The organism is Paraburkholderia sp. GAS333, assembly GCF_050435665.1.
GTDB classification, from domain to species: Bacteria; Pseudomonadota; Gammaproteobacteria; order Burkholderiales; family Burkholderiaceae; genus Paraburkholderia; species Paraburkholderia fungorum_A.
On record NZ_JBNDKS010000002.1, the window covers coordinates 817,059 to 831,504 of the forward strand.

General features: G+C 63.0%; 12 protein-coding genes. 7 read left to right on the forward strand and 5 right to left on the reverse strand.

Going from position 1 to position 14,446, the window contains the following annotated elements; genetic code table 11:
- The first annotated feature begins 151 nt into the window (after positions 1 to 151).
- Entirely contained in the window at positions 152 to 1,351 is a 1,200-nt protein-coding gene (locus ABH945_RS12885) for an acetyl-CoA C-acyltransferase (RefSeq protein ID WP_074763003.1), read from the forward strand.
- Between the two features lie 131 nt (positions 1,352 to 1,482).
- Positions 1,483 to 2,253, forward strand: coding sequence for an enoyl-CoA hydratase (locus ABH945_RS12890; protein ID WP_074763005.1), 771 nt, complete (start codon positions 1,483 to 1,485; stop codon positions 2,251 to 2,253).
- Positions 2,254 to 2,313: 60 nt separating this feature from the next.
- Here ABH945_RS12890 and fdhD read toward each other — a convergent pair whose 3' ends face one another.
- Complete coding sequence (gene fdhD, locus ABH945_RS12895) at positions 2,314 to 3,150, reverse strand: formate dehydrogenase accessory sulfurtransferase FdhD (RefSeq protein WP_429250745.1); 837 nt, start codon at positions 3,148 to 3,150, stop codon at positions 2,314 to 2,316.
- A 130-nt stretch (positions 3,151 to 3,280) separates the two neighbouring features.
- On the opposite strand from fdhD, the gene ABH945_RS12900 reads away from it, so the two are divergent.
- Both ABH945_RS12900 and ABH945_RS12905 read left to right on the forward strand, forming a co-directional pair.
- Positions 3,281 to 3,757 carry a nitrate reductase associated protein gene (locus ABH945_RS12900; RefSeq protein ID WP_429250746.1) on the forward strand — a complete coding sequence of 159 codons (477 nt, stop codon included), beginning with the start codon at positions 3,281 to 3,283 and terminating at the stop codon, positions 3,755 to 3,757.
- A gap of 434 nt (positions 3,758 to 4,191) precedes the next feature.
- Positions 4,192 to 7,302: a sensor domain-containing protein gene (locus ABH945_RS12905; RefSeq protein WP_074763009.1), complete on the forward strand. Its 3,111-nt coding sequence runs from the start codon at positions 4,192 to 4,194 to the stop codon at positions 7,300 to 7,302.
- 86 nt (positions 7,303 to 7,388) lie between these two features.
- On the opposite strand, the gene ABH945_RS12910 is transcribed toward ABH945_RS12905, so the two are convergent.
- A complete protein-coding gene (locus ABH945_RS12910) occupies positions 7,389 to 8,003 on the reverse strand; it encodes a glutathione S-transferase N-terminal domain-containing protein (RefSeq protein ID WP_429250747.1) in 615 nt (204 codons plus the stop codon).
- A gap of 160 nt (positions 8,004 to 8,163) precedes the next feature.
- Here ABH945_RS12910 and ABH945_RS12915 point away from each other — a divergent pair, with 160 nt between their 5' ends.
- Positions 8,164 to 9,105, forward strand: a complete 942-nt coding sequence (locus tag ABH945_RS12915; protein WP_429250748.1) for a LysR substrate-binding domain-containing protein — start codon at positions 8,164 to 8,166, stop codon at positions 9,103 to 9,105.
- Positions 9,106 to 9,322: 217 nt separating this feature from the next.
- On the forward strand, positions 9,323 to 9,652 hold the full coding sequence (locus tag ABH945_RS12920) for a DUF4148 domain-containing protein (protein ID WP_429250749.1): 330 nt from the start codon (positions 9,323 to 9,325) through the stop codon (positions 9,650 to 9,652).
- Between the two features lie 171 nt (positions 9,653 to 9,823).
- Here ABH945_RS12920 and ABH945_RS12925 read toward each other — a convergent pair whose 3' ends face one another.
- A complete protein-coding gene (locus ABH945_RS12925; RefSeq protein ID WP_074763019.1) occupies positions 9,824 to 10,216 on the reverse strand; it encodes an acyl-CoA thioesterase in 393 nt (130 codons plus the stop codon).
- 307 nt (positions 10,217 to 10,523) lie between these two features.
- Here ABH945_RS12925 and ABH945_RS12930 point away from each other — a divergent pair, with 307 nt between their 5' ends.
- On the forward strand, positions 10,524 to 12,413 hold the full coding sequence (locus tag ABH945_RS12930; RefSeq protein WP_074763023.1) for an ABCB family ABC transporter ATP-binding protein/permease: 1,890 nt from the start codon (positions 10,524 to 10,526) through the stop codon (positions 12,411 to 12,413).
- Between the two features lie 89 nt (positions 12,414 to 12,502).
- Here the strand turns inward: ABH945_RS12930 and murU are convergent, their stop codons facing one another.
- Positions 12,503 to 13,210 carry an N-acetylmuramate alpha-1-phosphate uridylyltransferase MurU gene (gene murU, locus ABH945_RS12935; protein WP_429250750.1) on the reverse strand — a complete coding sequence of 236 codons (708 nt, stop codon included), beginning with the start codon at positions 13,208 to 13,210 and terminating at the stop codon, positions 12,503 to 12,505.
- 9 nt (positions 13,211 to 13,219) lie between these two features.
- The gene (locus tag ABH945_RS12940) at positions 13,220 to 14,299 is read right to left on the reverse strand and encodes an aminoglycoside phosphotransferase family protein (protein ID WP_429250751.1); all 1,080 of its coding nucleotides are present in this window, start codon (positions 14,297 to 14,299) and stop codon (positions 13,220 to 13,222) included.
- Positions 14,300 to 14,446 lie beyond the last annotated feature (147 nt).

Sequence of the window (14,446 nt, forward strand, 5' to 3'; positions counted from 1 at the left end):
AAGCGCTAAAGCGCTAACTCCCACCGACCGCGAAAAGACTGCATGGGGTGGGAGTAAGCGCTAAAGCGCTAACTCCCACCGACCGCGAAAAGACTGCATGGGGTGGGAGTAAGCGCTAAAGCGCTAACTCCCACCGACAAAGGAGCCAAACATGGCAAAGCAATTGCAAGACGCATACATCGTCGCCGCGAGCCGTACGCCGATCGGCAAGGCGCCGCGCGGGATGTTCAAGAACACGCGCCCCGACGAACTGCTGGTGCACGCAATCAAATCGGCCGTCGCACAAGTGCCGGGCCTCGACACCAAAGTGATCGAAGACGCGATCATCGGCTGCGCGATTCCGGAAGCGGAACAAGGCCTGAACGTCGCGCGCATGGGCGCGCTGCTCGCCGGCCTGCCGAACACGGTCGGCGGTGTCACGGTCAACCGTTTCTGCGCATCGGGCCTCACGGCGCTCGCCATGGCCGCTGACCGCATCCGCGTCGGCGAGTCGGACGCGATGATCGCCGGCGGCTGCGAATCGATGAGCATGGTGCCGATGATGGGCAACAAGCCGTCGCTGTCGCCACATATCTTCGATCGCAATGAAGACGTGGGCATCGCGTACGGCATGGGCCTGACGGCCGAGAAAGTCGCCGAGCGCTGGAAGATCAGCCGCGAAGCACAAGACGCGTTCTCGGTCGAATCGCACCGTCGCGCCATCGCCGCGCAGCAAGCGGGCGAGTTCAACGATGAAATCGCCGCGTACACGATCACCGAACGCTTCCCCGACCTCGCCACCGGCGAAGTCCGCGTGAAGACGCGCGAAGTGTCGCTCGACGAAGGCCCGCGCGCGGAAACGACGCTCGAAGGCCTCGCCAAACTGCGCACGGTGTTCGCGAACAAGGGCTCGGTCACGGCCGGCAACAGCTCGCAGACGTCGGACGGCGCGGGCGCGCTGATCGTCGTGTCGGAGAAGATGCTGAAGGAATTCAACCTGACGCCGCTCGCACGTTTCGTCAGCTTCGCCGTGCGCGGCGTGCCGCCGGAAATCATGGGCATCGGTCCCAAGGAAGCGATTCCGGCTGCGTTGAAGGCCGCCGGTCTGAAGCTGGACGACCTCGACTGGATCGAACTGAACGAAGCATTCGCTGCGCAATCGCTGGCGGTGATTCAGGACCTCGGTCTCGATCCGTCGAAGATCAACCCGCTGGGCGGCGCGATCGCTCTCGGTCACCCGCTCGGCGCGACGGGCGCGATTCGTGCGTCGACGGTGGTGCACGGTCTGCGTCGCCGTAACTACAAGTACGGCATGGTGACGATGTGCGTTGGCACGGGCATGGGCGCGGCGGGCATTATCGAGCGCCTGTAATTGTTCGCCCCAGGTTCTCGCCATCACGAGTGACGAACCCGATGAACGGTTCGCAGGCTGCCAGGCTTGCGAACCGTTTTTACATTTGCATCCGCAGGAATTCCCAGCAGGACTACGAGGAGATGAAGGAGATGACGATGGATATCCTGGTCGAGCGCGCCGACGGCGTGTTGACGATTGCCTTCAACCGGCCCGGCAAGAAAAACGCGATCACGGCCGCGATGTACCAGACGATGGCCGACGCGATGGTCGAAGCGCACGGCGACGCGTCGGTGCGCGCGATCCTGATTCGAGGCAGCGCAGGCATTTTCAGCGCGGGCAACGATCTCGAAGATTTCATGAAGACGCCGCCGATGGGCGAGAACGCACCCGTGTTCCAGTTCCTGCGCGCGCTCGTGTCGGCGGAAAAACCGGTGGTGGCGGCGGTCGCGGGTCCGGCTGTGGGCATCGGCACGACCTTGCTGCTGCATTGCGATCTCGTCTACGCGGGCGACAACGCGAGTTTTTCGCTGCCGTTCACGCAACTCGGACTGTGCCCCGAAGCGGCGTCGAGCCTGCTGTTGCAGCGGGTCGGCGGTTATCAGGCGGCGGCGGAAAAATTGCTGCTCGGCGAAGCATTTGATGCCGCCGAAGCGCAGCGCATGGGCTTCGTGAATCGCGTGTTGCCGGCCGGCGAGGTCGATGCGTTTGCCGCTTCGCAGGCTGCGAAGCTCGCAGCGCTGCCCGCGTCGTCGTTGCGCGTGACGAAGAGTCTGATGAAGCGCGCCAGCCAGCAGGAATTGCAGACGCAGATGTCGGAAGAAGCCGTGCATTTCGGCAAGATGCTGCTCGCGCCGGAAGCGCGCGAGGCGTTCAAGGCGTTCTTCGAGAAGCGTAAGCCGGATTTCCGGCAATTCGACTGATCGATTGGATGGCCAGGAGCGTCCGGTTCTGCGCCGGACGCTTCGCTTCAACGCTTCATTTCACTGCTGCGGCTGCAAGGTGTCGTAGTCGACGTAGCCGTTTTCGCGGCAGAAGCTCACCAGCCGCACGCCCGCGTTGCGGGCAATCGTAATCGCCAGCGACGACGGCGCCGAAATCGTCGCGACCATCGGCACGTCGACGCGCGCAGCCTTGCGCACCAGCTCATAACTCGCGCGGCTCGACAGAAACACGAAGCCGTCGCGCGTATCCTCACGATCGAGCACGAGCTGGCCGATCAGCTTGTCGAGCGCGTTATGACGGCCGACATCCTCGAACGCGTAACGGATCGCGCCTGACGCGTCGCACCATGCCGCCGCGTGCAGGCCACCGGTGAGTTTGGTCAGCGCCTGATGCGCGGGCAGTTCACGCGCGGCGCGTGCAATCGCATCCGGTGCGAGCCGCTGCAAAAAGCCGGTGTCGGGCACCCGCTCCGGTTTCAGATCCAGCAGATCGATACTTTCGATGCCGCACACGCCACAGCCCGTGCGCCCCGCGAGCGCCCGGCGCTTCTCCTTCAGCGCGACGAAAGCGTGCTGCACCACCTGCAAGTGCACTTCGGCGTGCGGCAATTCTCCGTCGTCGTGTAATTCGACTTCAATATCCTGAATGTCGCTGCCGCGTTCGACGATCCCTTCCGAGATCGCGAAACCTACCGCGAACGCTTCCAGATCGCGCGGCGTGCACATCATCACCGCATGCGAAATGCCGTTGAAGACGAGCGCGACCGGCCATTCCTGGCCGACGTGATCGGTGACGGATTCGACCGCCGCGCCGCGATGCCGGTGCACCTGGCGCTCTACTGCGCCGGGTTGTCCGGCGGTGTCCAGTTCGTTCAAGCTGCTTTACTCCTTTGGATGCCGCCCGCGCGCAGGCGGTTGCCGGAGCGGGCCGCCGTCGCGCGAATAAGGTTCTAAAATACCTCAAGCTGGGCTTGCACGCTGCCCGCCATCCACGAGGAATACTGTCATGGGACTCAACGAAGCGCCGCTTCTGTTCAACTTCGAGGTCGAGTCTTCGGAGAATTTCACTTATATCCCGATGTCGGTGCGTTTCAATCTCGACCGCTTCGGGCTGCGTATTTCGCTGGATCAGTGGCAGTCGCTGCCGCTCGAAGACCGCAAGCTGCTGGCGCGTTTTCCCGTCGACGAAGACGCGCAGATCGAGCCGAATTTCGATCACGCGCTGTTCGAAATGCTGCGCACCCACGCGAATGTCGAGCCGGACTGGTTCACGCCGGAGGAGTCGCCCGCGTGGCGCCGCACCGACAGCGTGCCGGACGGTGTGACGCGGCAGGCGGAACTGGCGGGGCTGGCGAGTCCGAGCGTCGACCGCTGGGCGGAGCTGGAGCCGTTCAAGCGCTACGTGCTGGCGAAGCTGTCGCGCAAGCCGGAGGCCAACCACGACTTCATCCCGGCGATGAAGGAGTTTGGCGCGGCGGGGTAAGCGGGGCCGTTCAGTCAGCATCGCCAGATATTGGCGCTTAAGCCGCCAGTCCGCAGATATCGCAACGGTCGTCTAAACCTGACCGACTGTTTCGCGCTGTCGTCTGCCGGTCACTGAGCGTGCTTCGACATCTCGTGCAGCCTGCCGACGCATTCGTCCCGCTTCTTCCGACTGTCATACGTTTGCCGCGAGACGTCGATATAAACGCGTCGCACAACGAACCTCAAGCGCAAACGTTGTCGCCGAAACCTGGCGTGAAGCCGCACCGCACAACGCCTCTCCAGCGGTCATTTTTTTCATCCTCACACCCTCAACCCTGCCAGAGCCCTGCCGTTATTCATGGGTTGGCGCGTAAAAAGACTCCAATCGATGCGGCCCGACGCACCGAAAGCGACACGCGCTCCCGCACTCGGAACGATTGACGTTCGGAACCCATGACTCTTTTCTTATCGAAGCGGCTGCTGATCAACATCGCGGTCGTCGTCGCCGCGGTCGGTGCGAACGCGTTCGTTGCCTACACGCAGATTTGCGGTCAACGCGACGCCGACACGCGCATGCTGCGGTCGATGAGCGTGCGCCAGAATCTCGACGCCTATCACGCGGCGCTCGACGACGGCCTCGCCGCGCTCAGCCGCTTCGAAGCGTCGGACAAGTCCGAGCCGGTCAGCGCGGCCGCCGCGATGACCAGCCGGCTTACCGATCTGGAGCGCCATCTGGGCGACTCGTTGAGCGACGAACCCGCCGCGCTGGCCGCGCTGTCGGCGCTAGCCAAAGACAGCCACGCGCTCGAACACGATATCGAAGACGCGCTGCTGAGAGACCCCAGCGTCGGCGCGCAGGCGTCGCACGCGTGGGCCGCGTCGACCTACACACATCTGAGCATCGGACTCGATCGCGTCGAAGCCGGGCTGGCCGCGCTGCGCAAAGAGGAAAACCGCGCGTTGCAGGCGTCGCTGGCGGCGTCGGCGAACGAGACGCAGCGCGCGATGTTCGTGCTGATCGTGACGATGCTGGCGGGCAGCGTGCTGCTGTTCGTGACCTTCGGCGCGCGCGACAAGAGCGCGCGCGAAAAGCTGCGGACGCTGCGCGCGGTCGGCCGCAACGACGAACGTTTTCGCGGACTGTTCGCCGATCATCCGGTGCCGATGTATATCTTCGACCGCGAGACGCTGCGCTTTCTGGCCGTCAACGCGGCAGCGGTCCAGCAATACGGTTATTCGGAGAGCGAATTCCTCAATATGTCGATTCGCGCGATCCGCTCGCACGGCGAGATTTCGCGTCTCGAATCGCATCTGCAGCGCAGCGACGCGCTCGGCTATGGCCGCACGATGGCGGGCATCTGGCATCACAAGCGCAAGGACGGTTCGTCGATCAGCGTCGACGTGTCGTACCACGCGCTCGATTTCATCGGACGCGCGGCGCTGTTCGTGCTGGCCGTCGACGTGACTGATCAGATCAACGCGGAAGCCGAAGCACAGCGTTCGAACCAGATGCTCGAAGCGGTGATCGACAACATCCCGCAGCGTATTTTCTGGAAGGACGAGGAGTCGCGTTATCTCGGCTGCAACATGGCGTTTGCCCGCGATGCGGGGCTCGCGTATCCCGAGCAGGTGGTCGGCAAGAGCGACGCCGATCTGCCGTGGCGCGCATTCTCCGAGATGCTGCACAAGCACGACAAGGAGGTGATGAGCACCTCGATGCCGAAGATGAATTTCGAAGTCGACTTCGTGATCGACGGCGTGCATCGCACCACGATTACCAGCAAGCTGCCGTTCACCGACGGCGACGGCCGCGTGATCGGCGTGCTCGGCTCGTACACGGACATCACCGAGCGCAAGCGCGCCGATCTCGCGCTGCGTCTGCAAAGCCGCGCGCTCGACGCCAGCGTCAACGCGATTCTGATTACCGCGCCGTCGCCGACCGGCAATCTGATCGAGTATGTGAACCCGGCTTTCATGCGCATCACCGGCTACGATCCCGCCGAGGTGATCGGCCACGATTGCCGCGTCTTGCAGCGCGACGACCGCGAGCAGGAAGGCGTCGCGCTGATCCGCCAGGCGCTGGCGGCGAACCGCGAGGTGAGCGCGGTGGTGCGCAACTATCGCAAGGACGGCGCGCTGTTCTGGAATCAGCTGTTCATCGCTCCGGTGCCGAACGCGGAAGGCATGATTACGCATCACATCGGCGTCATCAACGACGTGACCGACCTGATGCGCTATCAGGAGCAACTCGAATATCAGGCCAATTACGATAGCCTCACGCGTCTGCCGAACCGGAACCTGCTGCGCGACCGGCTGGAGCATTCGCTGATCGTGGCGCAACGGCATCACTCTGGCGTCGCGGTCGTATTCCTCGATCTGGACGGCTTCAAGAACGTCAACGACAGCCTCGGACACAGCGTCGGCGACCGGCTGCTGGCGGTGGTCGCCGAGCGGCTCGCGCGCTGTTCGCGGACCAGCGACACGGTCGCGCGTCACGGCGGCGACGAGTTCGTGATCGTGATGACCGATACCGTCGACGAACAATCGCTGATCGCGTGGATGGAGCGCGTGCGCGCGTCGATTGCCGAACCGGTGTGGCTCGACGGCACCGAGCTTTATGTCGGCTGCAGCATGGGCGCGAGCCTGTTCCCGCAAGACGGCGACGATGCCGAAACGCTGATGAAAAAGGCCGATCTCGCGATGTATCGCGCGAAGGACATGGGCCGCAACACGTTCCAGTTTTATCAGCCGGAGATGAACGCGAGCGCCGGAGCGCGGCTGAATCTCGAACGGCGTTTGCGGCGCGCGCTGCGCGACAACGAATTCCTGCTGCATTACCAGCCGCAGGTGGACATCGAGACCGGGCAGATTGTCGGCACCGAGGCGCTGGTGCGCTGGCTCGACCCGGAAGTCGGGCTGGTGCCGCCGTCGTCGTTTATTCCGATGGCCGAGGAAAGCGGGTTGATCGGGCCGCTGACCGAATGGGTGCTGCGCGAGGCGTGCCGGCAGAACAAGGCTTGGCAGGACGAAGGGCTGCCGTCGGCGCGCGTGTCGGTGAATCTGTCGGCGCGGGTGTTCCAGCAGCGCGATATCGCGAGGCTGGTGATGCAGGTGCTCGATGAGACCGGACTCGAACCGCAATATCTCGAACTCGAACTGACTGAAAGCGCAATCATGCGCAACGCCGAGGAAGCGGTGTCGATGCTCAACGAGTTGCACGCACTGGGCATCGGTCTTGCCATCGACGATTTCGGCACCGGCTATTCGAGCCTCAGCTATCTGAAACGCTTCCCGGTGGACCGGCTGAAGATCGACCGGTCGTTCGTGTCGGATATCGGTGTATCGGGCGACGACGAGACGATCACGTCCGCGATCATCGCGCTCGCGCATTCGCTGAAGTTGCAGGTGATTGCCGAGGGCGTGGAAACGTCCGCGCAACTCGACTTCCTGAGAGAGCGCGCGTGCGATGAAATGCAGGGCTTCTATTTCGCGAAGCCGTTGTCGACGGATGCGATTGCGCAGTTGATGCAGGGTGGCGTGGGGATGGAGTTGGAGACGGCGTAGGGGGCGTGGGGCTGTTGCCCCTGGATTGGCCTTCGCCCCTCCACCGCCTGCCCCTTGCAACTGTTGGGCTCATCGCCCCCTCGCCGTTACTTCGCCGGTGTCTCCACAAACACCGGCAATTTCTCCGCCCACGCCGAAAACGCCTGCAAATGCGGATGCTCCGCCTTGTCGACGATCTCCGGCAACATCATCTGGGTGAAATCCCACGCTACCGCCACGGTGACGTCCGCTGCATCGAACTGTTCCTGCCGGGTTGGCAACGCCGCCGCCGCGACTTCGCGTTCGAGTTCCGCGTAAGCGGCGAGCAGCTGCGTGCGCACCCGCTCGACCCATGGCTCGTGCTGCTTCTCCGCCGGCCGCAGATTGCGCTCGTAGACGATCTGCACCGTCTTCTCGCAGGCGGCCAGCGCGAGGCCGGTCACGCGGGCGGCACGCAGCGCGTCGTCGGGACGGGTGGGGAACAGGCGCTGCTCCGGCCCGGCGAGCGTCGCCAGATATTGAAGAATCACCGTCGAATCCATCACGCAGCGGCCGTCTCCGGCGACCAGCGTCGGCGCCTTGACGACCGGGTTGATCTTCGCGAACTGGTCGTAGGTGCTGAACACCGAGACCGACTCGTGCTCGAAGTCGAGTTTCATCAGTTTGAGACAGATAGCGACTCGCCGGACGTACGGCGAGTCGAGCATTCCGATCAGTTTCATGTCCATTCCGTTAGAAGTTCTATCATCGTGCGTCCGGGCCTGATGCAACGAGGCATTGGTCCGACTGGCATAGGCCGTTACGCATTCAATCGATAGATTAAGCATCTCCGGGCATCAAAAAAAGCGACAATTACCGACGATCTCCGCCAGAATTTCTTACATGAAGCCGATTCCGCCACTTACCGCGCTCCGCTGTTTCGAGGCCGTCGCCCGTTTGGGCGGCGTGACTCCGGCGGCGCGCGAGTTGCATGTCACGCACTCGGCGGTCAGTCAGCAGATCAAGGTGCTCGAAGACGTGATGGGCGTCGTGCTGTTCATCCGCGAGGCGCGCGGGCTCAAACTGACCGAAGAAGGACGGCTTTACGCGCTCGACATTCGCGCGGCGCTGCGCGACATCACGCAGGCCACCCGCCGCGCGCAGGCGCGTCCGCATGAAAGCGAACTGGTGATCTCGACTTTGCCGTCGTTCGCGCAGCACTGGCTGGTGCCGCGTCTGGCGAGCTTTAGGGACGCGCATCCGTACTATCGGGTCCGGTTGCTCACCAGTCTGCAGATCGAGGATTTCCGCCAGGGCGTCAGCGATATCGGCATTCGGATGGGGCAGGGACATTGGCCCGACGTCGCGCAACAAAAGCTGTTCGACGACGACATGGTCGTCGTCGCCGCGCCGCATTTTGCGCTTGGGCCGAATGGCCGCCTGCCCGTCACCGCCGGGGACGTGCTCGCCTGTCCGCTGATCTCCAGCCCCGACGCGCCTTGGGCCGACTGGTGCCGGGCGGCGCAGGTGGCCGAACCGGCGGCGCAGAGCGTGGTGTTGTCCGCGAACGACTCGAATATTGTGATCGGCGCGGTACGGGCGGGGCAGGGTGTTGCGCTCGAACGACGCAGCCTGGTCGCGCACGCATTAGCGCAACGCGAATTGGTGCAGATCACCGATATCTGCGTGACTTATCCCTACCCGTACTGGCTCGTGTGGCGGCAGCGCGAAATTCTCGACGCCCGTCAGGCGCATTTTGCACAGTGGATCGAAGGACAAGTTGATGCTTATTTGCGCGGCGGCGGCGTTTTACCGGCCCATCCGGCGACGCTCCGAACGGCGTAGCTGGTGCTTCGCGCAGGCAAAAGCAATTTGCTCATGAATTTCAGTCGTATATATTCGTGGTTCCCATTTCAAAGCTGGCTGGGAAACACGAAGAAACACGAAGCACCGATTCAGGCAGCGTTTCGCCCGTCCGTTCGAGCGTCATTTTCGCTGCTCATACCCGGTTCCGGGCGCTGCGTTGTCGACTGACTATCCGCCAAACCGACTGGAGAGAACAATGTCGTCTTCACCTGCAAAGAAACTGGCTGTGCTGTTGACATCGGTTGTACTAAGCGTGGCAGCCGCCGCGCCTGCGTTTGCACAAAGCGGCGGCGGAGGAGGAGGCCCGGCTGGCGATAATTCCGACGCGGCGAAAGCGGACACCGGAGCGCGGCCGCACACCACGAAGGCGGAGCGCAAAGCTGCGCACAAACAGGCGCGAGCGAAGAAAAATGCCGAGTTGAAGAAGCTGGAGGCGAACGGCTATAACCCGGCGGCCAAAGATCCGAATTATCCGAACAATATCCAGAAGGCCGAGAAGAAAGCAGGAGAAGGTGCGAGCCAGTAAGCGGGGGGCTATCCGCTTGTGAGGCTTGTGTGGGCTGCAGAACCGCGAACGCTACCTTCGAAGCAACGAAGCAACGAAGCTCAACGCATGAAGCAAAACGAGGCGCGAAAGCGCCTCGTTTTTTATTTGTGCATCGGCCGCGGCAGTAAGCGCGGCTTTAGCGGCAGAAACTCAATCCAGCACCGGCAACGCGCGCGGACGACGGTCGCTGTCGGTTGCGACATAAGTCAGCATCGCTTCGGTGACCTTCACGACGTCTTCGGTCAGGCTCATGCGCTGCGCGTAGACCTCGACTGCCACTGTCACCGACGTATTGCCCGTCTTGACGATATCCGCGTAAAAGCTCAGCAGATCGCCGACGAACACCGGCTGCTTGAACACGAACGAATTGACCGCGATGGTCGCCACCCGCCCGTTCGCGCGACGGCTTGCCGGAATCGAGCCGGCAATATCCACTTGCGCCATGATCCAGCCGCCGAACACGTCGCCGTGGACATTTGCGTCCGACGGTTGCGGCACGACGCGCAGCGCGCAAGACTTTTGCGGGAGTTGAGGATCGGACATCGGGGGCACCCTTGAAAAACGTGTTTGGCCTGGTCGGCTCGACTGGCAGGCGGGGATTTCACGACAACGGCAGCCATCAACGGTGCAACGCGACGTGTACGGCACGAACCGCGCGGCCACGCTGCGGCCAGCGGCCGGACAGCCCATGAAAAGCGGCGCCAGCCAGCTTCTGCGACAATAGAAAGATCAGGAATTGTACGGGAAAGCGCCCAGCCAGGTCGCGCGGGAACGCAGTGTGCCAGTCGGCACGCGGCGCTCGGCGCACCGCTGCGAACTCCGGCATTTCCACTTTCCCCAGCCGATCCCCATGCGCCGCACGCCTTCGTCCGAACCCTCGCCGATTTCCACCCAGCCTCGCAACGACTGGCAGACCATTCTGTCGCTGCTGCCCTATCTCGCCACCTATAAATGGCGTGTCGGCTTCGCGCTGAGCTGCCTGATCGGCGCGAAGGTCGCCAATCTCGGTGTGCCGATCGTGATGAAGAAGATTGTCGACGGCCTCGCGTCGGTGCAGCATCTGACCGCGCTCGGCCGCGCGCACGACGCGCCCGGCATCGTGCTGCTGGGCGGCGTCGGCCTGCTGGTGGTCGCGTATGCGGTGGTGCGGCTGTCCACGTCGCTGTTCACCGAATTGCGCGAGATACTGTTTTCGAAAGTGACCGAAAGCGCGGTGCGTCAACTGGCGCTGAAGGTGTTTCGTCATTTGCATGCGCTGTCGTTGCGGTTTCATCTCGAACGGCAAACGGGCGGCATGTCGCGCGATATAGAGCGCGGCACGCGCGGCATCACGCAACTCATTTCATATTCGCTGTACAGCATTCTGCCGACGCTCGTCGAAGTCGGTCTCGTGCTCGGCTTTTTCGTCGTCAAGTACGAAGCGTATTACGCGGTCGTCACGTTTATCGCGCTGACCGTGTACATCGTTTTCACGGTGAAGGTCACCGAGTGGCGCACGCATTTTCGTCGCACGATGAACGACCTCGATTCGAAAGCGAATTCGCGCGCGATCGATTCGCTGCTCAACTACGAGACCGTGAAGTACTTCGGCAATGAGGAGTGGGAGGCGAGCCGCTATGACGAAAATCTCAAGCGTTATCGCACGGCGGCGATCAAGTCGCAGCGTTCGTTGTCGGCGCTGAATTTCGGGCAGCAGGCGATTATCGGCACGGGCCTCGTGTTCATTCTGTGGCGCGCCACGCAGGGTGTGATGGCCGGGCGTCTCACGCTCGGCGACCTGGTGCTGATCAACACGTTCATGTTGCAGCTTTATATTCCGCTGAATTTTCTCGGCGTCGTGTATCGCGAACTGAAGCAGAGTCTGACCGACATGGATCGCATGTTCACGCTGCTCGGCGCCAGCCAGGAAGTGCCCGATCTCGAGAATGCGCCCGCGTTGCAGGTGAGCGGTGCGCAGGTGCGTTTCGAGCACGTGAATTTCGCGTATGAACCCGCGCGTCAGATTCTGCACGACGTGAGCTTCACGATTGCCGCGGGCACGACGACGGCGGTCGTCGGTCATAGCGGCTCGGGTAAATCGACGCTCGCGCGGCTGATGTTCCGCTTCTACGATCTGGACCGCGCAACCGGCGGCGCGATTACGATCGACGGTCAGGATATTCGTGACGTCACGCAGGATTCGCTGCGCGCGTCGATCGGCATCGTGCCGCAGGACACGGTGCTGTTCAACGATTCGATCTACTACAACATCGCTTACGGCCGGCCGTCGGCGACACGCGACGAAGTGATCGCGGCGGCGCGGGCCGCGCATATCCACGAGTTCATCGAAGGATTGCCGAAGGGGTACGAAACGCCGGTCGGCGAGCGCGGTTTGAAGTTGTCCGGCGGCGAAAAGCAGCGCGTGGCGATTGCGCGAACCATCCTGAAGAATCCGCCGATCCTGTTATTCGACGAAGCCACGTCCGCGCTCGATTCGCGTTCCGAGCGCGCGATCCAGCACGAACTCGATCAGATCGCGCGCGAGCGGACGACGCTAATCATCGCGCACCGGTTGTCGACGGTGGTGCACGCGCAGCAGATCATCGTGATGGACAAGGGGCGGATCGTCGAACGCGGCACGCATGCCGAGTTGCTGCGCGCGAACGGACTGTTCGCGCAGATGTGGGCGTTGCAGCAGCAACGCACGGAGCAGTCGCCGGAGCCGATGGAAGCAGTCGGCGCGGGGGCGGGTGGGCAGTGAGCGGGCGCGGCTCGGCGTGCTTGCCGACAGGCGGGCGAAGCAGCGGCTGAAACGCGTCCCCGAGTTGTCGCGCTCGCGGGCTTTCGCGTTCAGCGCGCCTTCAGCCGCCGATCCAGCTCCTGCAATTGCCCCGGCGTCCCGACGTTCTCCCATAAGCCTTCATACAACTCGCCGCTCGCGAGTCCGCGCCCGATCGTGTCGCGGTAATACGGCGACAGTGCGCGACGCGTGCCGCGCGGCAGATCACGGAACATGCGCGTGTCGTAAAGCCCGATGCTGCCGAAAGTCAAACGCGGCTGCGCATCCAGAGACAGAACGCCGTCGACCAGACCAAAATCGCCATTCGGATGAAACACCGGATTCGGCACCATCACCAGATGCATGCCCGGCTCGTCGAGCGCCTTCAGCCGGTCGGCATGGCCATGCAGCGTGGCGTAATCGAAATCGGCGTACACGTCGCCCGCGACTGCGAGAAACACCTCGCTCGCGCCGTCGTCTTCCAGCAGCGGCAGCGCCTGCACGATGCCGCCCGCCGTTTCCAACGCCTCACCTTCGGCCGAGTAACGCAATTCGACCTGCCAGCGCGAGCCGTCACCGAGCGTCGACTCGATCTTTTCGCCGAGCCACGCGTGGTTGATCACAATGGTTTGAAAACCGGCCTGCGCGAGCCGTTCGATCTGCCACACGATCAGCGGCTTACCGCCCGCTTCGAGCAAGGGCTTCGGGCACGCGTCGGTCAGCGGACGCATCCGTTCGCCGCGACCCGCGGCAAAAATCATCGCTTTCTTCAAGGACATGGTGACCGGTCAGAACGTGTAGCCGACTTCATTCGCGCGGCCTTCGAGTTCGTCGAGCAGCTTCGCGAACGGACGCAGCGGCGCGTAGCGTTCCGCCACCTTGCGCGCATAGCCGATGAAACGCGGCAGATCGTTCATGTAGTGGGGCTTGCTGTCGCGGTAGTTGATCCGGCAGAACAGGCCGAGCACCTTGATGTGCCGTTGCAGCCCCATCCACTCGAGCTGACGGTAAAACTCGCCGAAATCGGGATCGACCGGCAGCCCCGCTTTCTTTGCCCGTTCCCAGTAATACACGAAGCAGTCGAGTTCGAACTCCTCGTCCCAGCCGATGAACGCATCGCGCAGCAGCGACGCGACGTCGTAGGTAATCGGGCCGTACACCGCGTCCTGGAAGTCGAGCACGCCGGGATTCAGCGGATTCGGCTGTGACGCGATCATCAGATTGCGCGGCATGAAATCGCGCAGCATGAACACTTGCGGTTGCGCGCGGGCGCTCGCGATCAGCAGCGCGAAGGTGCGGTCGAGCAGCCCACGGGTTTTGTCGTCGACCTCGCGCCCCAGATGGCGGCCGATGAACCACTCCGGCAGCAATTCCATCTCGCGGCGCAGGAACGCTTCGTCGAACGCCGGCAGCACGCCTTCGCGCGACGTGAGTTGCCAACGGATCAGCGCGTCGAGCGCGTCGCGCATCAGCGTGCGGGCGCGGCGCGGATCGTCGCCGGTTTGCGCTTCGGTCAGCGCGCCGAGGTACGAATCCGTGCCGAGATCGGTCACGAGCATGAGCCCGGCGTCGAAATCGACCTCCAGCACGCGCGGCACATGTACGCCCGCCGCGTCGAGCAATTGGGCGACCTGCACAAATTCGTGGCATTTTTCGGGCGGCGGGGCGTCGACGGCGATCAGCGAACCGCTGTTTTCGCCTTCCGCTGCCTTACCAGCGACACGGAAATAGCGCCGGAAACTGGCGTCGGATGATGCCGGAGCAAGCGTGTCGAGTTCAAGCGCATAGCGCGCCGCATGGCCTTTCAGCCAGGTCTTGAGCAGTTGCAGGCGGGAGTCGGAAGTGTCTTGGGAGGGAGGCAGCGTCATGTAAACCGGCGGCAAATTCTTAGGGGCAACGTCTTGCCATATAATACCCCACGACTTTTTTGACGCGACTCACGCTGGCTTTTTGCGCGTTCCGCTTCACCGCCCGCCTCATCGTTCGACAGATTGTAAATATTGATGTGCAGCCGA